This is a genomic window from Methylotenera sp. (assembly GCF_030684185.1).
Lineage (GTDB): Bacteria > Pseudomonadota > Gammaproteobacteria > Burkholderiales > Methylophilaceae > Methylotenera.
Genome location: NZ_JAUXOY010000024.1, coordinates 12,692 through 39,646 on the forward strand (window position 1 = coordinate 12,692; position 26,955 = coordinate 39,646).

Sequence of the window (26,955 nt, forward strand, 5' to 3'; positions counted from 1 at the left end):
ACGAGACATTGCTAACTATACGTTAGTCCACAGGCTCCCAACTAATTCCCCAATGCCATAAGCGGCAAATAATTGAACTCTTAGAGATTAAATAGATTATTTTACGAAAAACCGTTGACTATCAAATACGGTTTAACGTATATTACTGCTTATATTAATTGGTATTAGAACATCGAAGTTGTAACTCTACTAGATAGTAACCAATTGATTTGCCTATTATTTGCCATGTAACTTCACGGCACTTTGATAATGCTACAAAAGGTTAAATAATGAAAACACTAGAATTTTTACTAGATAAATATGGCTTGGTGCTGACGGCTAAAGAGGCCTGTGAAGTGCTTAAAATGCCGTATCAGACCTTTAAGAATAAGCGCTCAGCCAGCACACTAGGCTTCCACTCATGGCGTGATGGTATGCATGTCTATGTATCTGCAGAAGATTTAGCAGCGCATATTGAATTAAAGAGAGCAGCTTAAATGCCCGTATCAGCCAGTGATTTTATCCAGCAGGATTTAACGAACCGGCTCCACCCCTCCATCACCTGTTTTCTCTCCGCAGCATACTCATTGCGATCATAAATAGTCTGTACGTTTGATTGTTTATGCGAGATGCATAGTTCAATAATCTCTTTCGCGTAAAGTCTGGTAACACCATCCTCTTGCTTCTGACCATTCGCCCAGGTACTAAACATTGAGCGAAAACCATGTGCGACTAATTCACCCTTAAAGCCATTTTCCCGCAGCCACTTGGTAATTGTTTCAGAGTTAGCATGTCGTGTAGGATCACCACGGAATGGAAAAATAAATGCGGACTTCTTAGGTTGGCGTTCTAATATCTCTTTCGCAGCTGGTGATAGAAATACATCATGATCCTCTTTCTTAAAGCGCTTACCCTTCATAAATTCAGCTTCAATGGTAATCACATCGCCATCGATGCCAGTCCACTTGGCAGCAACGACTTCAGCACAGCGCAAACCAGAGAGTATTTGAAACACCATCAAATCACGCGTTTGTTTAGTCATCGTACCAGTATGCATCGCAGCAAACAGACGTGGCAACTCACTGGCGGGTAATGCTGCAAATGATTTCACCTGGTGTTGCGGGAATACGGCTTTCAGGCCAATGGCGGGGTTATATTCAATCAAACCCATGATACGGACGTGCTCCATCACCTGCTTTATATTATCCGTGACCTTGGTGATGGTTTCAAACTGGCCTTTGGTCACAAGCTTATCCATTGCACTGACGATATGCAGCGGCTTAATCATGCTGACGGCCATAAACATGATATCTGTTGCATGCAGATTCAATCGACGCACAGCATCGTCTTTTGTTTTTTCTTCTACCTTGGAGCTATAAGCAGGCAGCCATAGTTGAATAGCGTCTGCAAAAGTCACGCTACCAGTTTCATTAAGTGCGATTTTTGCGGGTATGCCTTTGGACACAGTCTCACGAACTTTCTCGCCAGCGATACGGGCTTCAGATAATGACATGGCGGGATATTTGCCAATAGTAATACCGGTACGCTTACCAGCAACAGAATAACGCTGGGTCCAAGTTTTAGAGGCACTGGTGACAAGGAGGTGTAAACCCGCTCCATCGCGGTATTCTCCAACGGATGCAGCAGCCACTTGTTTGGCGGTGAGCATGTTACGCTTCATAAATGTACATAGCCTATTTCAAATGTACATGGGTTATGTACGTTTGCTATTGTACTAAATGATTTTGAATAATACTAACTGATACCATCTAGCCGCTTCAAGCCTTATATTACTTGGCTTTCGGTACGATTTGGGAGTTTTTGGTATTGACCGAAACAGGTCATTGGCGGAAGAGGTGAGATTCGAACTCACGGTGGGCTCGCACCCACGACAGTTTTCAAGACTGTAGCATTAAACCGCTCTGCCACTCTTCCCTACATTTTTCGCATCAATTTCAACGAAAGCAGGATTATAGCAAAGAATTAGTCATCTTGAACATCCTGATTTGGGGAAAATATATCGGTATAACCAAAATCTTTTAAATTGACGATACGCATTGGGTACAAAACACCATCTAAATGGTCACATTCATGCTGCACTACACGCGCATGAAAGCCGCTCACCAGCCTATCAATAGGATTTCCGTACTGATCAAATCCAGCGTAATGTAAGCGCATATAGCGCGGCACGATGCCACGCATTCCGGGAACTGACAGACACCCTTCCCAGCCATCTTCCATTTCCTGATTAACTAGCGTAATCACAGGATTGATAAGCACGGTATAAGGCACTGCGTCGGCATCTGGATAGCGAGGATTCTTACTTTCATCATCTGATTTTTGACCGAATATAACGACTCGCAAACTCTCACCTATTTGTGGAGCTGCGATACCTGCGCCATTCATGGAAAGCATCGTATCTTCTAAATCTTGAATCAAGGCGTGTAATTCGGGCGTGTCAAACTGCTCTACTGGCACAGCTTTCACTAACAAGCATGGCTCGCCCATGCGTAAAACGGATTTAATTCCCATTTCAATTAACCTTAATGTTAGTTAACAATATTTACTGCTTAAAACCATTTTGTCTAACCAATTCAGCAATAATATTGCGTACACGCGTCATGGTTAAATTCAAATTTTCCACAAGCTCTTCATACTGAATTCCATGCAGACTATCCCCGCGCCCTGCTGCATGATTTGCCACTGGACAAATTGCGGCATAACTCATCCCTAATTCACGTGCAAGTGCGGCTTCTGGCATGCCTGTCATGCCCACCATCGTTGCTCCATCACGTTCAAGACGATTGATTTCTGCGGCTGTTTCTAAGCGTGGCCCTTGCATTGCGGCATAGATACCATGGTTGATTAACGGCTCTCCAATGCTTTTGGCTGCTTGATCCCATTTAGCACGTAAATCTGGACAATATGGCTCGGTAAAATCAATATGTTTTACAGGTAGATCGACACCATCAAAATAGGTGTTTTTACGACCATGAGTATAATCAATAATTTGATGCGGCATCGCAATGACACCTGGGGCTAAATCAGCATGAATACCACCCACTGTAGCAACCGCTGCGATTTCAGTAACACCCTGTAAATGTAAAGCCGATATATTCGCACGGTAGTTCACCGCATGCGGAGGAATGGTATGCCCATTACCATGACGGGCTAAAAATATCACTTCACGCCCAGCCATTTTGCCAAATATAAGCGGCTGCGATGGCTCACCATAAGGTGTGCGTACAATCAATCGTCTTGTAATTTCCAAGTTATCTAATTGAGTTAGACCTGTACCACCGATAATTGCCAACATAAATTGCTTTCAAATTTTGGTAAAAAACATGAGTACATTTTAACAAAGCTTACTAAAATTATTTAATTAATTATTGGCTTTACTTACTGAATATCTTCGCCAAAAAAAATATCAATTTATGGCATACTCTCGCCATGACTAACTCGCACCATCTCGAAACAATTCAAAGTAGTAGCTTGAAACTGGCAAATAGCCATTATGAGAACTTTCCTGTAGCCTCTGTCTTTTTGCCGCAACATTTACGCACCCCCATAGCCTTGATTTATAGCTTTGCAAGACAAGCGGATGACTTTGCCGATGAAGGTGAATTAACTATTGAGCGTCGATTAGAGTTATTAAACGACTTTCGCGATGAATTAGATTTACTGCACGCATACATCAAGCCCCAAACAGCTTTCTTTAACACTTTAGGCTCTATGATTAAGGCTAACAAACTGCCTTATGAGCCATTTTATGACTTACTTAATGCCTTTAGCCAAGATGTTACCAAAACTCGCTATGCCAATTATGATGAAGTGCTGGATTATTGCTCGCGTTCCGCCAATCCTATCGGCAGGTTATTGTTACATCTCTATGGTCAATCCAATACTAGCAATACTCAGCTTTCTGATAATATTTGTTCCGCTTTACAGATTATCAATTTCTTGCAGGACATTGCGATTGATTTTAAAAAAAATGACGGTAAACAACGTATTTATTTGTGCCAGGATGAAATGGAGGCCTTTGGCATCACTGAATCACAAATTCAGGAATTTGTTGATGAGAAGCAGGCAACCGATGATAATTGGCAACAGTTTATGCTGTTTAACCTGCATCGTGTGAGTGCTTTATTGTACGCTGGCAAGCCGCTCGGACGCATTTTAACTGGGCGTATCGGTTTTGAAATGCGCATGATTATTGCTGGTGGTGAGCGCATCATCAGTAAGATGAGTAAGGTTAATGGTGATATATTCAGATTCAGGCCTACCCTGAATCATTGGGATTGGCTCGTGATATTTGTAAAAGCACTGATGAAAGTATAAGAAAGATAATGACACCACAGCAATATTGTGAAGAAAAAACCGCAAAAAGCGGCTCAAGCTTCTATTACAGCTTTATGTTTTTACCCAAGCAAAAGCGTGAGGCGATTACTGCCCTTTACGCATTCTGCCGTGAGGTGGATGACATTGCAGATGAGTGTACTGACTTTAACATCGCACAAACCAAGCTTAACTGGTGGCGCTCTGAAATTGAGAGGTTGTATCAAAGCAAGCCACAACACCCTGTTAGCAAAGCGCTTTTAGACCCGATTAAAACTTACCATCTTGATGCTGAGCACTTTATAGAGATTATTGATGGCATGGAGATGGATTTAAAATTTAACCGTTATGAAGATTTTAAACAATTGCAGTTATATTGCTATCGTGTCGCCAGTGTAGTGGGTTTACTTTCAGCGCAGATATTTGGCTTTAGCAATCGAAAAACGCTTAAATTTGCACATGACTTAGGTATCGCTTTTCAACTCACGAATATTATCCGCGATGTAGGTGAAGACGCACGTCGTAACCGCATCTATCTGCCTTTAGACGAACTAGCGCAATTCAAAGTTACTGAAGACGACATTTTGCAGAGTCGTGAGTCTGATGCCGTTAAGAAGTTATTAGATTATCAAATTGAGCGCGCAGAGAGCTACTATGACCGTGCGCTTCGTGAACTCCCAGATGAAGACCATAAAAGCCAGAGGGTTGGCTTAATGATGGCAGCAATCTATCGTACCTTGTTGCGCGAAATTAATGCCGACGGTGCCCATAAAGTATTAAATTCACGCACATCACTTGGCGCATTACGTAAGTTTTGGCTAGCTTTCAATGTATGGATTAAGAACTTTTAATACTCCGTGAATATATCAAATACACATGTGGCAGTAATAGGCGGTGGTTGCGCGGGTTTAAGTACGGCGGTAGCCTTGGTCGAAAAAGGCTTTAAAGTGACGGTATTTGAATCCAGCTCGCAACTGGGCGGACGTGCGCGGACTGTATTAGTAGAAAATAATAGCTTAATGCAGTTGCTGGATAACGGCCAACATATTTTATTGGGGGCGTATCGTGAAACTTTAGCGTTATTGCATAAAATTGGCGTAGATGAGGAAAAAGTATTTTTACGTGTGCCATTGCAAATAACAATGCAATCAAACTCAGCAAAAACGGTATTCTCGCTAAAATCTGTGCAATATTTACCCGCCCCGCTTAATGTGCTCGCTGGGCTAATCGCCTGTAAAAGCTTGAGCATTTCTGAACTCATTGCCGCCATCAAGTTTATGCTTCACATTAAAAAAAATCGCTTCCAAATTACTGGAGATAAAGCACTAGAACAGTTTCTAATCGAGCATAAACAATCCTCTAAACTCATACAAATGTTATGGGAACCACTGTGTCTAGCGGCCCTCAATACGCCAATTGCAATTGCCAGTACGCGTATTTTTCTGAACGTACTTAAAGACAGCTTCTCTAGCAGCTCTTTTATAGGCAGCAAAAAAAATAGCGACTTTTTATTGCCACGTCTGGATTTATCAAAAATTATTGCTAACCCGATGGCGCATTTCATACAAAAAAATGGTGGCGACATAAAACTCAGCAGGCGCATTCGCAGCCTTGAAATTGAAGGTGATGGCTTTAGTTTAACTACGCGAGACAGCAAATCTTTCTTTAGCCATGTAGTCATTGCTACACCATCGTCTAGACTCGACAAACTCATAGAATCTCTACCCAAGCTGCACAATGTGTTAAAACAAACACAAAGTTATGGCTACCAACCTATCTACACCATTTATCTACAATATCCTCCAGAAATCAAACTGCCGACCGTAATGACAGGCCTCACTGGGACGCTGGGACAATGGGTGTTCGACAGAGGCCAACTCTGTGAGCAAAAAGGTCTGATGGCTGTGATTATTAGCGGAAGTGGCAAACATCAATTATTAAGTCAAGATGAACTGGCGCTAACGATTGCCAAAGAAATTAATCAGGCCTTTCCAGACATCCCTAAACCACTATGGCATAAAGTCATTGCAGAAAAACGTGCCACGTTTTCGTGCGCACCAAACTTGGCAAGACCAACCAATAAAACTTTGCAGCCAAGGCTATATTTAGCAGGCGATTATACCTATGCGGACTACCCTGCAACGATTGAAGGAGCAATTAGAAGTGGTATTACGTGTGCGAATTTAATCTCGAATCATGTAGATTAAGATTACAACACAAAACATGAACAAAGCTTTTAATAGCTTATTAGCTATTCCTAAGCTGGTTTAAAGCTTGCTCCAACCTCTCAACCGCGATTACTTCAATTCCAGAAATTTTGGTTTTAGGCACATTAGCTTTTGGCACAATAGCTTTAGTAAAACCTAATTTTGCAGCTTCTTTCAGGCGCATTTGACCACCCTGCACAGGGCGCACTTCACCAGCCAAACCAACTTCACCAAATACTATAAGTTTATTATCTAATGGTTTGTTTTTTAATGAAGAAACGATTGATAATATGACCGCTAAATCAACTGCAGGCTCAGCTATTTTTACGCCGCCAACTGCATTGATAAACACATCTTGGTCAAAACATGGTATGCCTGCATGGCGATTTAACACCGCCAATAACATGGCTAAACGATTCTGTTCAAGGCCTGTCGCCAATCTCTTAGCATTAGGTGCGTGGCTTTCATCCACTAAGGCTTGAATTTCAATTAACAGCGGGCGCGTGCCTTCCATGGTCACGGTAATGCAACTACCCGCCACTTGACCTTCATGGTGCGATAAAAATAAGGCGGATGGGTTAGAAACTTCACGCAAACCATGTTCTGTCATCGCGAATACGCCTAGCTCGTTTACTGCACCAAAACGGTTTTTAAAGGCACGAATCAAACGAAAGCTAGAGTTTTGATCACCCTCAAAATACAACACAGTATCGACGATATGCTCTAATACCCTTGGTCCGGCTAATGAACCTTCTTTGGTGACATGACCAACTAAAATTACCGTAATACCCAATTGCTTAGCCATGCGCGTAAGTTGCGCAGAACATTCGCGAACTTGTGCAACTGAACCAGGCGCAGATTGCAAAGCTTCAGAATATACTGTCTGTATAGAGTCTATCACCGCGATATTGGGTTTATGTGTTTGTAGTGTGGCGAGAATCTTCTCAAGGTTAATTTCCGCCAACAACTCAACCTCGCTGGCATCTAGCCCCAAGCGTTTTGCACGCATAGCGATTTGCTGGGGTGACTCTTCACCACTCACATAAATAGCTTGGGCAGATTTTCCCAAATGACACAAAACTTGCAACAACAAAGTAGATTTACCAATGCCAGGATCACCGCCAATCAGCACCACACCACCTTCCACTAAACCGCCTCCCAACACGCGGTCAAACTCGCTTATTCCTGTGGGTATTCTCTCAATATCAGCCGCTTTAATGCTGCTGATTTTTTGCAGTGTACTGCTTTGTGCCAAACCCTCAAATTTATTAGCGTAACGGTTGGTTGTAGTGGTTTCTTCAATACTCTCAACCAGGGTATTCCAAGCCATGCAACTTGGGCATTGCCCTTGCCATTTGGGTTCACTAGCGCCGCATTCAGTGCAACTGTAAATGGTTTTAGCTTTTGCCATGTTTTAACTTTTAGATTTTAGTCCCTAATAGCTATCAGCCATATGGCCACTACCAGCATAGTTTTCAAAGCGAGTGTGCTGACCCATAAATGTTAGCCTTACCCGCCCGATTGGACCGTTACGCTGCTTAGCAATAATAATCTCTGCCGTGCCCTTATCTGGACTGTCTGGATTGTAGACTTCATCACGATAGATAAACAAAATCACATCGGCATCTTGCTCAATCGCGCCAGATTCGCGCAAGTCACTCATCACAGGGCGTTTGTCTGGCCGTTGTTCCACACTGCGGTTAAGCTGTGAGAGCGCAACCACGGGGCAATCAAGCTCTTTAGCTAACGCTTTAAGTGAGCGTGAGATTTCAGAAATTTCAGTCGCTCGATTTTCGCCCTGACGACCTGCGGGTGCGGCCATCAACTGCAGGTAATCAACTACGATTAACCCCAATTTACCTGTTTGACGATGCAATCTGCGCGCCCTTGCACGCACATCAAAACTGCTTAAGCCGGCGCCTTCATCAATAAAAATCGGCGCTTCATTGAGCTTGCCAAGCGCAGTTGTCAGCTTTTCCCAATCTTCATCTTCCAGCTTACCCGTTCGCATGCGGTGCTGATCCAAACGCCCTACGGAGCCAATCATCCGCATCGCAAGCTGTGTTGACGCCATTTCCATTGAGAATACGGCCACAGGCAGCCCGGTATCCAACGCCACATTTTCGGCCATGTTGAGTGAAAATGCGGTTTTACCCATTGAAGGCCGCCCCGCTACGATAATTAAATCACCACCTTGCATGCCTGATGTCATTGAATCAAGATCGGCAAAACCTGTAGGCACCCCAGTAACATCAGAAGGATTGTCGCGAGAAAATAGTTGGTCAATGCGGTCTGCCACTTGTGGCAGCAATACTTTAATATCTACAAAGCCCTGAGAACTTCGCTTACCGCCTTCGGCAATCTGAAATATTTTAGCTTCGGCTTCATCTAATAGCTGTTGTGCATCGCGGCCATTCGGTGCATATGCACTCTCAGCGATGCCAGAACCCACCACCACCAGTTGCCGCATTACGGCACGCTCATGAACGATTTCAGCATAGCGTCTGATATTCGCCGCAGTTGGCGTGCTTTGCGCCAATGCCCCTAAATAAGCAATACCGCCAATGCCAGAGAGTTCAGCAGTGCTTTCAAGTGATTCAGCTACAGTGACGATATCGGCTGGTCTGTTATGTTCAATCAGCTTAGCAATATGCTGAAATATGGCCTTGTGATCATGTCGATAAAAGTCGTTTGCGGTGAGAATGTCGGCCACTTTATCAAGCGCTTCATTTTCAAGCAGCAAACCACCGATGACTGATTGTTCAGCCTCAACGGAATGTGGGGGGATTTTTAATGCATCTAATTGTTCGTCTGCCATAGCGTGATTATAACGCATTAAAAAAGGCTACCGAAGTAGCCTTTTTTATTTATTTCAACTGCTTGATTTAACTAAGCAATATATAACTTAAGCTTCGCCAACCACTGTCACAGTAATATCTACAACCACATCATGGTGCAATGCAACTGTAACAATATGATCACCGATTGTTTTCAGTGGGCCATTAGGCAAACGCACTAAAGCTTTAGTCACTTCAAAGCCTTTTGCAGCCAATTCATCAGCAATATCACCGTTAGTCACAGAACCGAACAAGCGACCATCAACACCAGCTTTTTGCGTTACTGTCATGGTGAATGCAGCTAATTTTTCGCCACGTGCTTGAGCAGCAGCCAGAATTGCGGCTTGTTGTTTTTCTAATTCAACACGGCGCGCAGCAATTTCAGCTTTATTTGCTTCTGTAGCACGTTTAGCCTTGCCTTGTGGAATCAGAAAGTTACGGCCGTAACCATCTTTAACTTTAACGATGTCACCTAAATTACCTAGGTTACCTACTTTTTCTAATAAAATAATTTGCATGGTAGCCTCCGATTATTGGTGTTTATCTGTGTATGGAAGCAAAGCCAAGAAACGTGCAAGTTTAACTGCAGTCGTTAATTGACGTTGATAACGAGCTTTAGTGCCCGTCATACGTGCTGGGATGATTTTTGCGTTTTCTGAAATGAAATCTTTCAATAAATCCACATCTTTGTAATCAACTTCTTTGATGCCTTCTGCTGAAAAACGGCAGTAACGGCGGCGTTTGTACATTTCTCTTGCCATTTGAAACTCCTAAACTTTTTAATTTATATAAGCTAATCGCTTATATGTTCTATATGGTTAATGTGCATGACCAGTTGCGTGCTTTTAAGGCTGCGTTTAGCTAAAAAACCACTCGCTTGAATGTGTGAGCCTACTTTCAGACCTTTCAATGCCGGTGTTCCTAATATCTGGTCACCCAAGATAACTGCATTCACTTCACATTCCACTTTACGCTTCATGCCAGCTTCAACTTGCTCTGAAACATGACGCAATACAACACTTAACAACGGTATGCCTGCTGGCGTGTAACGAAGCGGCTCAATTTGCACGACTTCTGCTTGCAACACCAGTTTATTCACTTGGTTTTATAAATTAAGCTGCTGCAACCTCTGTAGCCACATCTACTGAAGCTGCTACTGGCGCAGGCGCTGCATCTTTACTCAACACTGATCTAGATTTTTCTTCTTTCATCATTGGTGATGGCGCAGTGACTGCAGCTTTTTTAGAGATCAACAAATGACGTAAAACAGCATCATTAAATTTGAAACCATGCTCTAACTCAGCTAATACTTCAAGATTGCACTCAATGTTCATTAAAACATAGTGTGCTTTATGGATTTTTTGAATTTGGTAAGCAAGTTGACGGCGACCCCAGTCTTCCAGGCGGTGAATTGCACCACCACTAGCTGTGATAAGCGTACGGTAACGCTCAATCATCGCTGGCACTTGTTCGCTTTGGTCCGGATGGACGATAAACACTAGTTCATAATGTCTCATTGATACTCCTTTTGGATTAAAGCCACCTGCAAAACGTTTAACAGTTTCTTATTAAACATACACAAAGCATTTGGTAAAAATACATCAAATACTTAAAAGTTATGTTGCAGTGTGACAAGGTTAAATTTAAATTTACTTAGTAATCTTACCAAGCAAGCGCGCGATTATAGAGAAAAGCAGTGAACTAATCAAATTATATTAACGAAATCAATCGTTTTAAAAGACCTTTTTTACAATCAGCACCCTGTCTACGCCTCAACATTAGAATCATTAGCCAATACTCATTGCTGATATCCGATTTGGAAGCTTGTATCAAAACATAAGGCATGCGTGGTTCAGGAGCGTTGGATCAGCAATGGTTCTGTCTGCTCAGTTTTTCTACCTAAATAACTATATACAATGACCAATCAGCACAAATCTGAATTAGTCAGAACCAACTTGATACATTTTGTGGGTTAATGCATAAGCTGCGATTTTATGACTATATATGCCAAAAAAACTAAGGTTTAACACCAAATCTTAAAACAAGATCTTCTCTATAATTATCGAGCACCCATTTTGACTTGTTAATTAAAGCATCATAATCAATCATTAATGTATTAAGTGCTTTGACATTGTTTGTTGCTTTACTAAGCTGTGAACTTACAAGCTCTTTTCTTAGGAACACTTGTGATTCAACTAATAGACGATGGCTTGTCAGATGAGACATTACAGCCGCATGAAAATCATTGAGCTCATATGTGTCTTTTATATCATTTGTTTTAAAAATGAATGCCAAAGAGCGCTGATCAAACAAGTTTCCATGGTCACTTTTAGGCACAAAGTTAGTGATAAGGGTTAATTGGTCATATTCTTCAAATAAGTACTTTACTAACTCGCTCATTAACTTGTAGTTCTTATGAGTAGCGTTATTCATAACCTCTGCATTGATGTCTATCATATGCACATCATGAGCCTTGAATAGCTTTTTCACGTTGATCTGAAAATCATGTGAATATATCAACAGGCTTTTACTCATTTGCTACCCCATGTGGCACATGCCCTGTCGCCACATGCTGACGTGCGGATTCACAATGTTTTTGTTGGTCATCAAAGAATATATCTGCCCCGAACGCCTTCAGGAATACCCCTTTATCCTTTCCGCCAAGGAATAACGCTTCATCAATACGAATATTCCATGCACGTAAGGTACGGATGACGCGCTCATGTGCAGGCGCAGCACGTGCGGTAATAAGCGCAGTGCGTATTGGTGACTTATCTGCAGGATATTCCAATTGAATCTGATGCAGCATTGCGAGGAAGTTCTTGAATGGGCCACCCAGCATTGGTTGCTTTGCAACCATGACTTCATTGCCATTAAAAGCTTCCAGTCCATTTTGCTTGTATATTCGCTCTGATTCATCAGAAAACAGTACTGCATCTCCATCGAAAGCAATACGAAGTTGAGCTGAGTCTTTCGCGTCTGGTGATTGTATTGAAGCAGAAGATAAAATAGTAGCAGCCGCAAATCCAGCTTCCAGCGCCCTGCGTACGTCATCAGGATCTGCCGAAAGAAATAAATGTGTACCAAATGCTGAAATGTAGGGATGAGTACTTGCGCCTCTTGTGAATGCCGCACGTCCAATTTCTAATTGGTGATGCTGAATTGAATTAAAGACGCGTAGTCCAGTATCTGCACTGTTTCTTGATAGTAGAATCACTTCCACACGGGGATTGGCAAGATCACGTTCATTGAGTGCCAGAAGTTTCTTAACAAGACCGAATGCAACCCCAGGGTTAAGTGGCACATCTTCATTCTTAACCTGGTGGTTACAATACGCGTTAACGCCATCATTCTCAAATATGGTATGACTTTCATCCAGATCGAATAAGGCACGAGATGAAACGGCAATAATTAATTTTTCGGCGATCAAATTACTCAACTAAGATCCATTCTCAAAATAATGTGCAATACGCACCATTGCCAGCGTATCACGTTCGCAATATAACAGTAGAGCATCACTTAATTGCTGGCTACGTTCTGGCAAGGTTTTTGGGTGCATGATTTCAGAAAAAGCTTCCTGCGCCATACCTCCATTCGCAACTTCCAAATTATCATAAGCTAGGTCTGGTGCAATGGTGGGTAGTACCGCTTTGATTGACCATGAGCCGCGCATATCAGGGTGGTAGTAGTGTTCTCGCGCAATGGGTAACAAGTCAACGATGCGATCAATCGCGGCTTCTAGTGCAGGTGCTAGATCAGGATAATACTCAGCGAGCTCTTGCATTCTGCTGCGCTCAAAGGGTGCGTTATACACAAAAACTGGACCGCTCATACCAACAGCATCAATCAAACTCATCGCAAATGGTCTGCGAGGATCGCTTTGACCATCAGCTAAAAATGCGCAATGCGTCATCACACCTTTTGCTGTTTCAATATGGCATGACCACTGAAATGGCACCTGCATGTAAGGTCGGGTACCAGCCCAAACTGGCACGGCAGGGTTGATGGTTTCGAAGTCAATGTAATAGCGTGGGTAAGGGAGCTCGGCTAGAATTTCTCCAGCTTTAGGGTTCAGCTCAGTTTGCCCACTTTTGGTTACACGCCAAACGCGCTGATGATTGAAATTATCAAGGCGTTCTTCAGGAACATCGCGCAAATCAATATACCCTTCTGCGCGTAAAATAGCAGGTAATTTTCCTCCACGAGGTAAAACTTCAGGAGGGTACCCGTCTGCTACATCTATTCGAGGGGAGCAGTAACTCATAAACGGGCATGTAAACGGCTCAGCGCATTGGCTTCCTGCGTTAATGCAAGGTTCATCACCAGATAAGGTTTCACGCGCAGCATTGATCCAATCAGGAACGGCATCTTTCATGTCTGAAATTTGTTCACTAATATCCGCATAGTGGAACAGGCCTTGATAATCGCCACCGCCGGGATAAACAAATGAATTGTTGATATGTGCAATTTCCACGCTAGTCAGCGACAAATCTGCTTGCTGAGCCACCCAGCTTTGAATTGCTGCATCGGTTAGATAGTAATCTTTAACGCTGGTAGATGACTTTACTTCAACCATGCGATATCCATTTTGATCAGGCAACATCAAATCCGCGCGAATCAGTAATCCGTCAGCTTGTAGCGTTGCTTCAAAAATCGGACGTTTCTCACCAGCAAGAATCGCTTTAGTATCAATCACTGCTTGGGCAAGGTTATCTCCATCAATGAGCACGCCATCAGGATAATGTTGTTGCGCCAGTTCACCTACATAAGTGCCCGTAGCAAAGCGGGCCTGGTTGCCATCGTCGATTTCTTCTAACTCTGGATGATATACTTTTAGCCATAAGCGTTTTGGGCATTGGCGATGCAGTAAGATGCGTGATTTGGAAAGCCCGTGGCGTTTTATTTTTGTAGTATTCATAGTTTAATTTAATGATATTTATATATGATTTATCAAAATTAATATTTAGAATCTATGCTTGTAGAGACTCGGTTTCTAGACTCAGCTGATCAATTGCATCATCATCAGCCTCTTCAACGATATCTGGAAGTTGACAGATCACTAAGCCAACTTCTGTTTTCCAGCGCTTATTAATCCATGCTTCTAATTCACAACGTCTTTCAATGAATTCTTTTGGCGTCCAGTCTGGATACATTGAAATTTTACGCTCTTGTCTAATGTCAGAATTGCTGTAGCTAGGACCCTGCCCTGGTATTCCTTTTTTGCGAGAAAACTCAAAGTTCAGATAATTTGAGTTATTTTGTGTCAAGACTAGGTTTGCAATGTCATGCAAGTAAGTATTGATTTCATCTGGACTCCACTTAGATGTCCAATTAGAATTAACTTTTGGTGTTTGAGGAAGAATATGTTCAATCGTCGAGTCACCGAGTTGTTCCCATATCAAGTTTGGCTCTTTCCCTTTACCTTCGGTAGCTAGAAGATGAAGTTCATATTCAAACAAAGTATATTTTAGGCGATTCCTACTACCATACCAGTTGCTTGGTTTTGTATTTGTTTCTTTAAAAGATTCTTCGCTGGCGTAGTAACGAGTCAATTCATATATTGAGGCAATAACAACGTCGATTAATTGTGGTTTATTTAAAATCTCGAATGCCCATCTGTGAAAGCTAGATTTCCCGGCATTACTGCGTTTTCCTTGGAATAAAAAGACCCTGTACGCATAGCATTCTAAAGCCTGTAGGAGCTTAATATAATCCTGTTCAGATATACTTCCACAGCTTCTATGATTACGAACTGCAACCATTAACGGTAAAAAATTAGCAATGTTGCCAGTATGATGAATTTTACTTAGCCACAAGAATTCATCCTGAGAAAGAACATTGATTTTAGTTGGACTAATGATAATGGCATAGTGACTAGATATGACTGCTAACTCATTAGCGAACTGTTCAATGAATTTCCTAGTTACCTCTTGGGAGCGCTTTGTAAATGACCTCAGCGGAATATAGTCATCACCCTTAAACCCTTTGTAGCCGACCCAGTTTGCAGGTGAGTGTGTACAATACAATGTCCATGCGATTCTTAGGCACTGATCCTCGTCACCAGTGCATGATCCAATATTTGTGTAGGTGTCCTTCCAATTTTTATTTATTATAGCTGTCAGGGAACTGCGATCATTAATATCAGCATTCCTAGAAATCCAGTGCATAAGGTAGTTCTTCAGCAACTCAAGTATAGAAAGATCTTTGCCACGGGAATTCATCAGTTCAAACGTCATGCCAATCTCGCACTCCTCTTCAATCGTATAATAGGTAAAATGGAGCTTGGTGGTGATTGCTTTATAAAGTTCCTTAAGATATGCAATACCATCAACACCAGGTCTTGCAAGCTGATTGTCAATGTGTGCCTGAAAGCGATTGTATGCATCAATGAGACGTTTTTCATGCGAAGACTTTGCTACGGTATTTGGTCGTCCATTCTTAAGAAGGTCGTAGAAAATGCCACCAGTATCATTATTTAGTGTTAGTTTGCAAATTGGACCTGAATACAGAAAGTCAGAGATGTCACGTTGGTATTCCAATTCGCCTTTTTTTATAAGCGCGCGAATAATTACGGAGAGATAAAGACACGAAGTTGTCAATCGCTGTTGACCGTCAACCACATCCACGACCTTCACCTCTATTCTTTCGTAATCTAGAGTCTTAGCGTTGCTTCCACGATATACAACTACTGTGCCAGTATAGTGACTAGTTACCTTCTTATCCTCCACCAATGCGTCAATATCTTGAATAAAATCAATTAATTGATCCTTCTCCCAAGCATACCCGCGTTGGTAATCAGGAATTTGAAAGAGAGACTCTGCAAAAAGGGTTTTTAGTGTTTTTTTATCCATTATTATTCCAAGTTGGTTCGCTATGAGTTAAATGTTAGTAAGCCTGATGGTGCATTTTAAACTTTATCTATAATGTTTTTGATATTTAACTAAGTTTGTTCGTTCAGTGACCAAAGTGCTTAGATAGCCACCCAGCAAAATAATAATCTGGGCTACCTAGACATTCCATGCCTACCATGCGCTCCTCTAAAATTTGAAGTAATGTTTGCTTGGTTGGTGGATAATGAATATTTCCTAGTGTGTTCTTTATATCAGGTTTCATCATTACCCAATTTGAGCGCATTTGGTTCGCTTCAGTGATGCTAACATCAGCAATCATGCGAGTGATCTCAATGAACTGATAAGACCACATCAACATTCCTCGTGATTCGCGCAGCACAGCATCAATCCAAGGGTCGGTTGTCGTAGTTAAGGCCAGCAGATTTTTTCCTGTCCTGAGATGCATCAGGTACAGTTTCGGCACCATGAGCCAATCTCCCCAAGATGTCGGATTAAACTGCGCTACCCATTCATCAAAGTCTGTGGCGCTTTCAGGCGGATGCGCAGTCTCGGAAGCTATTGAATAATCCAGCTCTTCATAAGCAAGCAAAACTAAATTAGATACTGAGCCAGCTGTCTTTTCGCAGGCTATCATTGCCCAGACGCTTTCTGGAATATTCTCAGCGCTATCTTTGTCTTGAAAGGCAGTCTTAAACCAAGGTTGAATCGCCATGCTTAACATTTCAGCTCGAAATTCATGGTAATTATTTAATGTTGCAAAATCACCCTTAACCTTTCTGATCTCTATTAACTGATGATTATCTTGCTGTGTTTCAGCTGAACTCAATACCATTTATCTGTACCCCCATTACTGTGATTCTCTCAAATAGTTCTGAAGCAATTATATTGACCGCATGCGACATGATGTGACGCAGTTGGCGTGTTAAATGCCATTTCTAGATTTAATTAACGCTACATGATCACCGAGATTTTTATGCCAAATACAATAAAACAGGACATACAAGAATTAAAGATTCCCCTATTGGCTAATAGCGCAACGCCTGATACTGACTTTATGGCAGCGCTATCTACCACAACGGAAGACTTCAGCTTGGTCTTGCAGGTGTCGCCGAATGATGTGATTAGATCAACAGGTATGGTAGCCATTCCATCTGGAATTATCACCACCAGTGATGTTGGACGAGTGCTTGAAGCTGCCATGTCATTGCTGTGTAAAGATGATGTGATTATGCATGCATCACCTACATGCAGCTTTGTGGTTGATGGCGTTATGCAGACAGCATTTATGCCTATCGGTATGCCAGCAACAAGGTTGGATGTCACCGTTGCGCTAGTACGTATTAATGAGGGGATGCTGCAACGTTGGCGTGACTGGGCTACGGCATTGGGGCGCAATATAGTTGCTTGGCGTATTGAAGCGCTTTAATCGCAACTATGCTTACATGTAACAAATAACTGATGAGAATCGAAAGGCAAACGTATGAATGAGCATGAACAAAATACCTTGAAATTGGAAGCTGAGCTGATTGATGATGGTTTCATAGATATGTCAAAGCTAGTATCTAATGCATTTGATCGCATCATAAATAAAATAGAAACCCCTGAAGCTATTACTGGAATTCCTACCTGCTTTCCAAGTTTGGATCGCTACACATCTGGTTTGCAACGTGGCGATTTAATCGTTGTGGCTGGCAGACCATCGATGGGCGAACGATTCTTTGTGCGTGATATAGCCATGCACATTGCCTTAGTCCATGATTTACCTGTGGCCATGATGGATGCGGAGAAAAGTGGCGAGTATCAGGCAATGCGGATGATTGCTTCAATGGCTAAAATGGATTACGCCTTGCTGCATCATTGCCAAATTAGCAACGATGAGTCTGATCTGCTTAAAAGTTCTTTTGCTTTTCTGAATGATGCCCCGATCTATTTTTCAGCGTTGATTCCAGCTACGGTACATGAGCTAGGAGAGCAACTGCGTAAGCTGAATCAAAGAACCGGAAAGTTAGGGCTGATTGTCGTGGATTGCCTGCCAGAGTTGAAATTATCGGGTGAAAAAATGAATGATGACTATGCAATTAAACTTGCACACACATCACGCCGCCTTAAGGCTTTAGCTCATGAACTGGACGTTCCCATCATTGTGCTATCACCAATCGAGCGCGAGATAGAAGAGCGTTTTAACAAATCGCCCCAGTTAACTGATTTACCAGGGATGGCCGCAATTGCTAACGCGGCAGATTTAGTTTTAATGGTCTATCGAGACGAAGTTTGCGACCCTGATACCGAAGAAAAAGGTTTGGCTAATATTATTGTTTCAAGGAATCGTAATGGATTTATTGGCTCATTTAAACTGAAGTTCGATGGGCGATATGGAAGTTTTGAAGAAGTAAATCATGGTGTGTGATAATCCTTGTGAATCGGCGCAGGTGAATAGGTAATATGAATATTTGTAGGCTTTTAGGCTACATAGCTACACAACAGAAACAATCATAGAGGTTTTAAATGGCATTAGTGAATGATAGATTTTCAAAATGGGCAACAGGTTTTTCTGGTTGTGATGGTGGTGATATTGGCTCACCTCATAGTAAAAGCATTTGGTATTGCGGCATTGAGTGGGGAGGCGGACATCCTGATGATGAGCATGAACTAATCAACAAGGTCCTTTCTAATGACGTTGAATTTCCCTCGGAAGGTTATACAAGTGATGACAGTCCGCCAGGGTGGCTGTATAACCTTGCGTATAGGTTCAATTGGCAAGCCATGAAATTGCTTGCAGCTGTAAGTGGCGACAGCATTACTTCATACAAAGTCTTTGCAGAAAAAGTCAAACCATTCACCAAAGGAGAAAAAGGTTATTTCAAAATGAATTTGTACCCTTTGGCTTTTGTAAATACATCGCATGATTTATGGAAAAATGGCTTTGCAAAGGCAACGGGTCTTGATACTAAAAAGGATTATCACGATTGGATCAAAGCAAATAGATTTCCAATTATGAAAACCTGGATGGATACGTATTCACCTAAGTTGATTATATGTGTCGGAAAAAGTTATCTACCAGAATTTTCACTCGCATTTTTTGGAGAGGAGTTAACATTTGAGTCTGAAATAATTGATGACCGTGAATTGAGTTGGGCTGTTAATAAAAACGGTACTATTATGGTCGTCCTGCCATTTCTAGGAAATAGAAATGGGTTAAACAAGAATGTTTCAATTCAAAAATTCGGGGATAGAATTCGTGAGTTACTGACTACACTTTAATCTAAATTAGGTTTTCTAACTTGGTGCTTCAGTGTGGTAAATTACATGTAGTGATTGCGCCATATTAAAAAACTCATCTCTCAGCAAAGTCGGCTCTAGCACTTCTACTTCCTGCCCAAAGCCTTTTAACCACCAGCGTAATTGTGCTGTGTCTGGCACGGTGGCTTGCAGGCGCACCCAACCAGATTGATCCGGTGTTATCTGTTGATCTAAGGATAGTGGCGTTTCCCATAAATGCTCGGCAGCAGGTACTGTAATGCGAACTACCAGTTTTATTAGACCGTTTTCTTCAAAGCCTAAAGCGCCTTGGCTAATGTAATGCTTAAGATCAAAACCTTCTGGTGTAGTGGAAGGTTGATCCAATACTTTAGCCGCCTGAATGCGGTGCACGGCAAACAATAGAATGTCGGTGTAGTTGTATAGCGTAGCAACCAAATAGGTCACCGCGCCACGTTGCACAATGCCTAGTGGATGAGCTGGATAGGTTTTAGTTTCACTATGCTCGCGTGGGGTATAACTTATTTCAAGTTGTTGGCCAGTTAATAAAGCAGAATGGACGGCTTCAATAATTTCTTCAGGATAATTGGGAGGAATTAAAGGCTGGCCAGCGGATACAATTGCTACTTTCTTCCGCCAACTTGCCAACCTCTTTACACCATCGCCACTATTTAAGACACCTTCAGCACATTTAAAGTATGGAGCAAGCGAATCTAACAAACTAGCAGGTAACAAAGCTGCCAAATGATCATGCGCAAGTTCTAGCGTCAGTGCTTGCAATGGCGACATGGTAGGCAATGCAAATGCCTCAGCATCCTTACTCCAGCTCCATCCATAAGGCCGTGAGCGATCATTAGAAATAAGCGGGAAGATTCCAGAAAGTGACAGTAAGTCACGCTCAATAGTGCGTTTACCGACTTCAAATCCTTCGGACGCTAAGCGCTCAGTAATCTCACGTGCGGTTATCTGACGCGGATATTGAGGAATACATTTAAGCATCGCCCATTGGCGTAGTTGTGTGTCATTATGATTTTGCATCATGTCCTCATTGATTGGATGATATGTTTCTAGTTTATTCGCAAAGCGAAAATCTCGGGGCAAGCCCCCGGAATTATCGCTTTGCGGTTAAAAAACTTTACGCGCTTTGACTGAAATGACGAAGTTAGGTATTTTTTGAGGGTGTCTGGATTTTGTATAAAACAACACTACATTTGTTTATTGATTATTTGTTTATTGATTACTTGTTTATTGATTATTTGTTTATTGATTTTTTTCTACAAAGTTCTAAATTAAACAAGGTCAGGCATTTCTGCCCCAAAAAACTTTGTTCTAAGGGTTTTAAGCTGGTCTCTATAGTCTGCAGCTTTTTCGAACTCCAAGTTTTTCGCGCTATCGTGCATGGCTTTTTCTAGGCGCTTCATTTCTTTGGCTATCTGCTTTTCACTCAAAGATTCATAGTTAGCCTGCTCTTGCAGAACTTTACGCTCGCGCAGCGCCTCATCTTTATCATAAACGCCATCAATAATATCTTTAATACGTTTACTTATGCCTTTAGGCACGATGCCATTGGCCGCATTGAAAGCGAGCTGCACGCCTCGTCTACGTTCGGTTTCATCCATCGCAGCTTTCATACTGCGTGTAATGCGATTGGCATAAAAGATGACTTGTCCGTTTAAGTTACGTGCTGCGCGGCCTGATGTTTGAATTAAGCTGCGTTCTGAACGTAAAAAACCTTCTTTATCTGCATCCAACACCGCCACTAGCGAGACTTCAGGTATATCTAAACCTTCACGCAGCAAGTTAATGCCTACTAACACATCAAACTCGCCAAGGCGCAAATCGCGAATAATTTCCACACGTTCTACCGTATCAATATCACTGTGCAAATAACGCACTTTTACGCCGTGTTCACTTAAATAATCGGTTAGGTCTTCCGCCATGCGCTTAGTCAGTGTGGTAGCCAATACGCGCTCACCCACAGCTACACGTAATTTAATTTCGCCTAACAAGTCATCCACTTGCGTATCTGCTGGTTTTACTACAATGACTGGATCTACCAAGCCTGTTGGACGCGCAATCATCTCTACCACTTGCTGTTGATGGCTGGCTTCATATTCTGAAGGCGTGGCAGAAACAAACACACATTGACGCATGATATGTTCAAACTCTTCAAACTTGAGCGGACGATTATCAAGTGCGGAAGGCAGGCGCCAACCGTAATCGACCAGATTTTCTTTACGTGAACGGTCGCCTTTATACATCGCGCCTACCTGCGGCACGGTCACATGACTCTCATCAATAATCATCAGTGCGTTATCAGGTAGGTAGTCAATCAGCGTTGGAGGCGGATCACCTGGATTGCGGCCAGACAAATGCCGCGAGTAGTTTTCAATGCCTTTGCAAAAACCGATTTCGTTGAGCATTTCAAGGTCAAAGCGAGTACGCTGCTCAATGCGTTGCGCCTCCACTAATTTACCAGTTTTAATATAAAAATCCACACGGTCTTTAAGTTCGTGCTTGATTTTTTCCATGGCGCGAATTGTTGTCTCGCGTGGTGTTACATAATGGCTAGATGGATATACAGTGTAACGCGGGATTTTATTAAAAACCTGTCCTGTCAGCGGGTCAAATAAAGTGATGGATTCAACTTCATCGTCAAACATCGAAATGCGCACCGCCGTTTCATTATTTTCAGCGGGAAACACGTCAATCACATCGCCACGCACTCTAAAAGTCCCGCGTGAAAAATCAAATTCATTACGGTCATATTGCATGCCAACCAAACGCGCAATCATGTCGCGCTGTGCAATCTTCTCGCCCTGCTGCACGTGTAGCACCATGCCATGATAATCGCTTGGGTCACCAATGCCGTAAATCGCCGAAACGGTGGCCACAATAATACTATCTTCACGCTCTAATAACGCCTTAGTGGCTGAAAGCCGCATCTGCTCGATATGTTCGTTAATACTGGAATCTTTTTCAATAAATAAATCACGAGAAGGCACATACGCTTCAGGTTGATAATAATCGTAGTAACTGACGAAATACTCTACTGAATTATTCGGGAAAAATTCGCGAAATTCACTATACAACTGTGCCGCAAGCGTTTTATTCGGTGCCATCACTATCGCCGGGCGCCCAGTTCGCGCAATCACATTAGCCATCGTGTAAGTTTTACCAGAGCCAGTCACGCCCAGCAAAGTTTGAAACTTCATTCCATCGTTAATACCCTGCGTTAATTTATCTATGGCCTGCGGCTGATCTCCAGCTGGAGGAAACGGCTGAAATAACTGATATTTACTATTTGGAAATGTAACAAACACATTGTTCTTCATTAAATTTAACGCACAATTTTAACAGTAAACCTGATGATAATCGCGAACAATATCGCTTAACTTAAGCACTGATTACTTTGGTTATATTGTTAAGAACTTTGCAAGTTTATTAGAGTCATTAACCTGAAGCTCATAAATAATAAATCATGCGTTTTATGGGCTAGTAAAAATTTGATTGACGCTCAATTTAACCAAAACTTCTTAAACTACTTTTTCCTCGGGAATCAATATGCCTAGATTCATTCTATTTGCTGCGTTACTCAGTATTGCCCAAAATGCCTTAGCTTTAGATCAACAAAAAATATTAAGTGCTTTGCAAACCGTTGTAATGATTCGAGGCTATAACGACACAGGCGGCTTATCATATGGCTCTGGCGTAGTAGTGAGCGAGAACAAGGTAATGACCAACTGTCATATATTTCGCAACACCAAGCAACCATGGGTAGCGCGTGGTGAAGATACCTATAATATTGCGTCTGTTCAAGCGGATAGGTGGCATGATTTGTGTCTATTAACGATGCTAGACCTTCCGTTTAAAGCGGCTGTCATTGGTAATGCTACCAACTTAAAGCGCGGCCAAGAAATATTGTCAATAGGTCATTCGAATGGGGTTCCAGCGCCATTAACTTCTGCAGGGGCTGTTAAATCTACCTACCAATATGAAGGTGGGCACATCATTCGAAGTAATGCCCCGTTTCGCATGGGCGCAAGTGGCAGCGGTATATTCGATACCGAAGGCAGGTTATTAGGTATCAATACATTCAAAACTCCCGGAAAAGTTGCTTATTTTTACTCGCTCCCTATTGAATGGCTGGCAAGTTTAGAAAAAATGCCTGTTGAAACAGCCTTCCCCATCGTTGGAAAAGCATTTTGGGAGGAAGATGACAACAATAAACCATTCTTTATGCAAATTGCACTCCCGGAAATCAACCAGGATTGGCTTAAACTAGCTGAAATTGCACAAAAGTGGATAGATGCAGACCCAAAGAATTCAGACGCCTGGTATGAATTGGGCACTGCTCACGAAAATCTGAATAAAATCGAAGATGCAAAACGTGCCTATAAACAATCTATCGCGCTAGATGCAACAAATACTGACTCGTTATTTAGGCTAGGCGTCATAGCTCAATTGACTGGTGATAAAACGGGCATGCGTGATATGAATATAGCGATAGCTAATATAAATAAAGACTTAGCACTTGAATACAGCCAGTTATTGGGTTGCGACTTACAATGCTAGACCATTACTTAGAACGGGTTTTCGTTCTAAGTAATGGTCACCAATATTGCCATCACCCAAGCCAGTAAGTAACCGAATGCAAGAAAACTTGGGTAGTATTTGCAATCTATAAATCATTCCTAAACAACATATTTGTGAGTAAAATAGCTACTATTCAATCATTCACAAAAAATTGTTTTAAGGAAGCATATTTTGTCACAATCATCAGCCCATCAGGCATCAGTTTTATCTAAGCGCGTTCAATCAATAAAAGAGTCTCCTACTCTTGCCATTACTGCAAAAGCCGGTAAATACAAAGCCGAAGGCCGTGACATCATTGGCCTAGCTGCTGGTGAACCTGATTTTGATACTCCGCAACACATTAAAGACGCAGCGAAAACAGCAATCGATAACGGATTTACTAAATACACGCCAGTTGCAGGCATTCCAGGCCTTAAAAAAGCCATCGTCAATAAATTTAAAAATGAAAACGGTTTTGACTACGCACTTAATGAAGTGATTGTTGGTGTAGGCGGCAAACAAACCATATTCAATTTATGCTTAGCCGTGCTGAATAAAGATGATGAAGTTATTATTCCTGCGCCATACTGGGTATCTTATGCTGATATTGCCTTAGTAGCAGAAGCAACGCCTGTGATTATTGAATGCGGCATTGAGCAAGGCTTTAAATTGTTACCAGCGCAATTAGAAGCAGCAATTACGCCAAAAACCAAAATATTTATGATTAACTCGCCGTCAAACCCGACGGGGGCGGTGTATAGCTTGAGTGAATTAAAAGCCTTGGGCGAAGTACTACTCAAACATCCACATGTACTGGTTGCTACAGACGATATGTATGAACATGTGAATTTAACGGGTGACAAGTTCTACAACATACTTAATGCCACACCAGCACTTAAAGACCGCTGCATCGTACTTAACGGCGTATCAAAAGCTTACTCAATGACTGGCTGGCGCATCGGCTATGCTGCAGGCCCAGCTTACATCATCAAAGCTATGGAGATTTTACAATCGCAATCCACCAGTAACGCAACCTCTATTTCTCAAGTAGCTGCGCAAGCCGCGCTGGAAGGATCACAAGATTGCATTACACCGATGGTAACCGCATTTAAAGAGCGCCACATTTATGTGGTCAACCGCTTCAACAAAATGCCAGGTTTGAGTTGCTTAATGGCTGGCGGCGCGTTTTATGCATTCCCAGATGCACGGGGCGCAATTGCAAATTTATACAATGCAGGCAAAATCAAAGCAGCAACAGATATGGCATTAGCAGAGTACTTATTAGAAGAGTTTGATGTTGCCGTAGTGCCAGGCTCAGCTTTTGGTGCTGAAGGTTACTTTAGAATTTCCTTCGCCACGTCGATGACAAACCTACAAAATGCCTTAAATCGCATAGAAAAAGCGTTAAGTTAAAAATATTTCAAAAATTATTAACTTTAAGCGCACTTAGTTATTGACCAAAAGGCGCTTACTCTTTAATATCACGCCTTCACCGATTCCTCGATAGCTCAGTCGGTAGAGCAACGGACTGTTAATCCGTGTGTCCCTGGTTCGAGCCCAGGTCGAGGAGCCAGATGCTAAAAGCCCTGCAGCGATGTGGGGCTTTTTCTATTTCAGCAAGCGACGAGAAGTTCAAGAGCGACTCGGGGCGCAAGATAAGATCACTTAGAAGCTGTTTTGGCAGTCTAAGATGCCCAGCGAGGGATACCTTCAGCGAGACGTGATCTCAGTGGGTTTCAACTAATATAAGGAGCAATACCAGTGACTAATGCACAACGCAGAGCGCTCATCCGCATGGCTGAAATGAATTCAGCAAGTAACGACAGCAAGCCTGAACCAACGCACAGCAGCGCGTTCTGCCCGCATGAGGCAGGCGCGTATTATCTGGTAACGGTGGGAAATGTCGGCAAGATCATCAATCTATTAGCCATGGAAATCGAGCCGCCTGTTCACACCTACACCATCACCACCATTCATTTTGAACAGGATGCCGATACTGGCAAATGGATCTGGTTTGATGGTAAGGAAAAGCTATCCCCACGCAAAAACCAGGATAGTTGGCGTCTTGGCAGCAAGAAGTTATATGACACACGCGAAGGCGCAGAGGCTGAGCTTCAGCGTGTGATGGTCAAAAACGGTGACCGGGTGACCAAGGTACATGACCTGCCAGACGATATGACTAAACTGAAAAAGATCCGTAGTGCCCACCATCCAGACCGCAATAATCCCGATTCCGACCATGATCTCTATCAGTCAGTTATCGAGAAAATTGACAGGATGCGTGCGGTAAGTGTGTAAGCAACACCGTAACTTGACAGAATAACCCACCTTTGCCCAGTGAGGTTATTATGGGTATTATCACGAACTTTGATAAGAATAGCCCTTACTGATGCCAAATAACGATACTTATCCTGAGTTATTTCAAGCTGTGTAACAAGTGGATTAACTTTAAAACAATAGTCCAACAAAAGATCTTCAACAATAAGCAGTTCTTGTGGATTTATAATTGAATATGCACAAAATGCAATCTGTCTATCAAGTTGCGGTACTCCTAGACCAAGTTCTGATTTGAACCAAAGCCTATCAGCATCCATCAGTCCAATGACCGCTGCGGGCATATTTAGGGCATTTGCCGCTAATCGCGTTAGAGTATCAAAATCAATTACTGGTTGTGAATCAAGAATATCATAAGCGCGGAGACCGTTCATAATTCTGTGTAACTGCCATTAAAGAGCCACCCTGTCGCTGCCGAACATCACAGCCAACTGCCCTAGAGCTAGGCCCCAATCACGCACAGGCATTGTCCATTTACTGGTGATGCGGTGTGCGTTCAAGTATATCACTTTCATCATAGCCTCATCGTCCATGAAGGATTTTTTAGGTTTCAGCACTTTTTGTAAGCTGGCATTGAGT

The 26,955-nt window shown here is 42.3% G+C and carries 27 protein-coding genes, 2 tRNA genes and 1 pseudogene; 11 read left to right on the forward strand and 19 right to left on the reverse strand.

Features of this window, described 5'->3' with window-relative positions:
* Positions 1 to 269: 269 nt before the first annotated feature.
* Positions 270 to 476, forward strand: coding sequence for a hypothetical protein (locus Q8J82_RS09415; protein WP_304909021.1), 207 nt, complete (start codon positions 270 to 272; stop codon positions 474 to 476).
* Here Q8J82_RS09415 and Q8J82_RS09420 read toward each other — a convergent pair.
* The 4 genes from Q8J82_RS09420 to Q8J82_RS09435 form a co-directional block, all read right to left on the reverse strand.
* Positions 473 to 1,660: an integrase arm-type DNA-binding domain-containing protein gene (locus Q8J82_RS09420; RefSeq protein ID WP_304909020.1), complete on the reverse strand. Its 1,188-nt coding sequence runs from the start codon at positions 1,658 to 1,660 to the stop codon at positions 473 to 475. The genes Q8J82_RS09415 and Q8J82_RS09420 overlap by 4 nt on opposite strands.
* 164 nt (positions 1,661 to 1,824) lie before the next feature.
* A tRNA-Ser gene (locus tag Q8J82_RS09425) sits at positions 1,825 to 1,914 on the reverse strand.
* A gap of 48 nt (positions 1,915 to 1,962) precedes the next feature.
* A complete protein-coding gene (gene def, locus Q8J82_RS09430) occupies positions 1,963 to 2,511 on the reverse strand; it encodes a peptide deformylase (protein WP_304890593.1) in 549 nt (182 codons plus the stop codon).
* 31 nt (positions 2,512 to 2,542) lie between these two features.
* Positions 2,543 to 3,295, reverse strand: coding sequence for an S-methyl-5'-thioinosine phosphorylase (locus Q8J82_RS09435; protein WP_304909019.1), 753 nt, complete (start codon positions 3,293 to 3,295; stop codon positions 2,543 to 2,545).
* 134 nt (positions 3,296 to 3,429) lie between these two features.
* On the opposite strand from Q8J82_RS09435, the gene hpnC reads away from it, so the two are divergent.
* The 3 genes from hpnC to hpnE are packed head-to-tail and all read left to right on the forward strand — an operon-like array spanning position 3,430 to position 6,521.
* Complete coding sequence (gene hpnC / locus Q8J82_RS09440) at positions 3,430 to 4,317, forward strand: squalene synthase HpnC (RefSeq protein WP_304909018.1); 888 nt, start codon at positions 3,430 to 3,432, stop codon at positions 4,315 to 4,317.
* A gap of 8 nt (positions 4,318 to 4,325) precedes the next feature.
* A complete protein-coding gene (hpnD, locus tag Q8J82_RS09445; RefSeq protein ID WP_305327450.1) occupies positions 4,326 to 5,165 on the forward strand; it encodes a presqualene diphosphate synthase HpnD in 840 nt (279 codons plus the stop codon).
* A gap of 6 nt (positions 5,166 to 5,171) precedes the next feature.
* The gene (gene hpnE, locus Q8J82_RS09450; protein WP_305327449.1) at positions 5,172 to 6,521 is read left to right on the forward strand and encodes a hydroxysqualene dehydroxylase HpnE; all 1,350 of its coding nucleotides are present in this window, start codon (positions 5,172 to 5,174) and stop codon (positions 6,519 to 6,521) included.
* Between the two features lie 40 nt (positions 6,522 to 6,561).
* Here the strand turns inward: hpnE and radA are convergent, their stop codons facing one another.
* From radA to Q8J82_RS09505, 11 genes are all read right to left on the reverse strand, one after another.
* A complete protein-coding gene (gene radA, locus Q8J82_RS09455) occupies positions 6,562 to 7,932 on the reverse strand; it encodes a DNA repair protein RadA (RefSeq protein ID WP_305327448.1) in 1,371 nt (456 codons plus the stop codon).
* Positions 7,933 to 7,956: 24 nt separating this feature from the next.
* Positions 7,957 to 9,339, reverse strand: a complete 1,383-nt coding sequence (dnaB, locus tag Q8J82_RS09460; protein WP_304891677.1) for a replicative DNA helicase — start codon at positions 9,337 to 9,339, stop codon at positions 7,957 to 7,959.
* Positions 9,340 to 9,426: 87 nt separating this feature from the next.
* Positions 9,427 to 9,876, reverse strand: coding sequence for a 50S ribosomal protein L9 (gene rplI / locus Q8J82_RS09465; RefSeq protein WP_304909015.1), 450 nt, complete (start codon positions 9,874 to 9,876; stop codon positions 9,427 to 9,429).
* 12 nt (positions 9,877 to 9,888) lie between these two features.
* The gene (rpsR, locus tag Q8J82_RS09470) at positions 9,889 to 10,119 is read right to left on the reverse strand and encodes a 30S ribosomal protein S18 (RefSeq protein WP_013148128.1); all 231 of its coding nucleotides are present in this window, start codon (positions 10,117 to 10,119) and stop codon (positions 9,889 to 9,891) included.
* 32 nt (positions 10,120 to 10,151) lie between these two features.
* The gene (priB, locus tag Q8J82_RS09475; RefSeq protein WP_304909014.1) at positions 10,152 to 10,457 is read right to left on the reverse strand and encodes a primosomal replication protein N; all 306 of its coding nucleotides are present in this window, start codon (positions 10,455 to 10,457) and stop codon (positions 10,152 to 10,154) included.
* Between the two features lie 13 nt (positions 10,458 to 10,470).
* The gene (gene rpsF, locus Q8J82_RS09480; protein WP_304891680.1) at positions 10,471 to 10,875 is read right to left on the reverse strand and encodes a 30S ribosomal protein S6; all 405 of its coding nucleotides are present in this window, start codon (positions 10,873 to 10,875) and stop codon (positions 10,471 to 10,473) included.
* A 499-nt stretch (positions 10,876 to 11,374) separates the two neighbouring features.
* A complete protein-coding gene (locus Q8J82_RS09485) occupies positions 11,375 to 11,893 on the reverse strand; it encodes a hypothetical protein (protein ID WP_304909601.1) in 519 nt (172 codons plus the stop codon).
* Positions 11,886 to 12,797, reverse strand: a complete 912-nt coding sequence (locus Q8J82_RS09490; protein ID WP_304909602.1) for a 5'-nucleotidase — start codon at positions 12,795 to 12,797, stop codon at positions 11,886 to 11,888. Before Q8J82_RS09490 ends, Q8J82_RS09485 begins: the two co-directional genes overlap by 8 nt.
* Positions 12,798 to 14,276, reverse strand: a complete 1,479-nt coding sequence (locus tag Q8J82_RS09495) for a DUF2779 domain-containing protein (RefSeq protein WP_305328183.1) — start codon at positions 14,274 to 14,276, stop codon at positions 12,798 to 12,800.
* A gap of 52 nt (positions 14,277 to 14,328) precedes the next feature.
* Entirely contained in the window at positions 14,329 to 16,209 is a 1,881-nt protein-coding gene (locus tag Q8J82_RS09500) for a DUF262 domain-containing HNH endonuclease family protein (RefSeq protein WP_305328184.1), read from the reverse strand.
* A 103-nt stretch (positions 16,210 to 16,312) separates the two neighbouring features.
* On the reverse strand, positions 16,313 to 17,041 hold the full coding sequence (locus Q8J82_RS09505; protein WP_304909606.1) for a hypothetical protein: 729 nt from the start codon (positions 17,039 to 17,041) through the stop codon (positions 16,313 to 16,315).
* Between the two features lie 141 nt (positions 17,042 to 17,182).
* Here Q8J82_RS09505 and Q8J82_RS09510 point away from each other — a divergent pair, with 141 nt between their 5' ends.
* The 3 genes from Q8J82_RS09510 (at position 17,183) to Q8J82_RS09520 (ending at position 19,470) form a co-directional block, all read left to right on the forward strand.
* A complete protein-coding gene (locus Q8J82_RS09510) occupies positions 17,183 to 17,635 on the forward strand; it encodes a hypothetical protein (RefSeq protein ID WP_305328185.1) in 453 nt (150 codons plus the stop codon).
* 54 nt (positions 17,636 to 17,689) lie between these two features.
* Positions 17,690 to 18,616, forward strand: a complete 927-nt coding sequence (locus tag Q8J82_RS09515; RefSeq protein ID WP_304891426.1) for a DnaB-like helicase C-terminal domain-containing protein — start codon at positions 17,690 to 17,692, stop codon at positions 18,614 to 18,616.
* 98 nt (positions 18,617 to 18,714) lie between these two features.
* The gene (locus Q8J82_RS09520) at positions 18,715 to 19,470 is read left to right on the forward strand and encodes a hypothetical protein (RefSeq protein WP_304891427.1); all 756 of its coding nucleotides are present in this window, start codon (positions 18,715 to 18,717) and stop codon (positions 19,468 to 19,470) included.
* Positions 19,471 to 19,485: 15 nt separating this feature from the next.
* Here the strand turns inward: Q8J82_RS09520 and Q8J82_RS09525 are convergent, their stop codons facing one another.
* The gene (locus Q8J82_RS09525; RefSeq protein ID WP_305252671.1) at positions 19,486 to 20,508 is read right to left on the reverse strand and encodes a YafY family protein; all 1,023 of its coding nucleotides are present in this window, start codon (positions 20,506 to 20,508) and stop codon (positions 19,486 to 19,488) included.
* 248 nt (positions 20,509 to 20,756) lie between these two features.
* Positions 20,757 to 22,790: an excinuclease ABC subunit UvrB gene (gene uvrB / locus Q8J82_RS09530; protein WP_305327435.1), complete on the reverse strand. Its 2,034-nt coding sequence runs from the start codon at positions 22,788 to 22,790 to the stop codon at positions 20,757 to 20,759.
* A gap of 241 nt (positions 22,791 to 23,031) precedes the next feature.
* On the opposite strand from uvrB, the gene Q8J82_RS09535 reads away from it, so the two are divergent.
* From Q8J82_RS09535 to Q8J82_RS09550, 4 genes are all read left to right on the forward strand, one after another.
* Entirely contained in the window at positions 23,032 to 24,042 is a 1,011-nt protein-coding gene (locus tag Q8J82_RS09535) for a trypsin-like peptidase domain-containing protein (protein WP_305328186.1), read from the forward strand.
* A 192-nt stretch (positions 24,043 to 24,234) separates the two neighbouring features.
* Positions 24,235 to 25,455, forward strand: a complete 1,221-nt coding sequence (locus tag Q8J82_RS09540; protein WP_305328187.1) for a pyridoxal phosphate-dependent aminotransferase — start codon at positions 24,235 to 24,237, stop codon at positions 25,453 to 25,455.
* An 84-nt stretch (positions 25,456 to 25,539) separates the two neighbouring features.
* Positions 25,540 to 25,615 (forward strand) — tRNA-Asn (locus Q8J82_RS09545).
* Positions 25,616 to 25,803: 188 nt separating this feature from the next.
* The gene (locus tag Q8J82_RS09550; RefSeq protein ID WP_304908269.1) at positions 25,804 to 26,340 is read left to right on the forward strand and encodes a hypothetical protein; all 537 of its coding nucleotides are present in this window, start codon (positions 25,804 to 25,806) and stop codon (positions 26,338 to 26,340) included.
* On the opposite strand, the gene Q8J82_RS09555 is transcribed toward Q8J82_RS09550, so the two are convergent.
* Together Q8J82_RS09555 and Q8J82_RS09560 are read right to left on the reverse strand one after the other, a co-directional pair.
* The gene (locus Q8J82_RS09555) at positions 26,292 to 26,750 is read right to left on the reverse strand and encodes a hypothetical protein (protein WP_304908270.1); all 459 of its coding nucleotides are present in this window, start codon (positions 26,748 to 26,750) and stop codon (positions 26,292 to 26,294) included. The two genes, Q8J82_RS09550 and Q8J82_RS09555, sit on opposite strands and share 49 nt — an antisense overlap.
* 18 nt (positions 26,751 to 26,768) lie before the next feature.
* Positions 26,769 to 26,955, reverse strand: a pseudogene (locus Q8J82_RS09560) (IS256 family transposase); the annotation flags it as partial.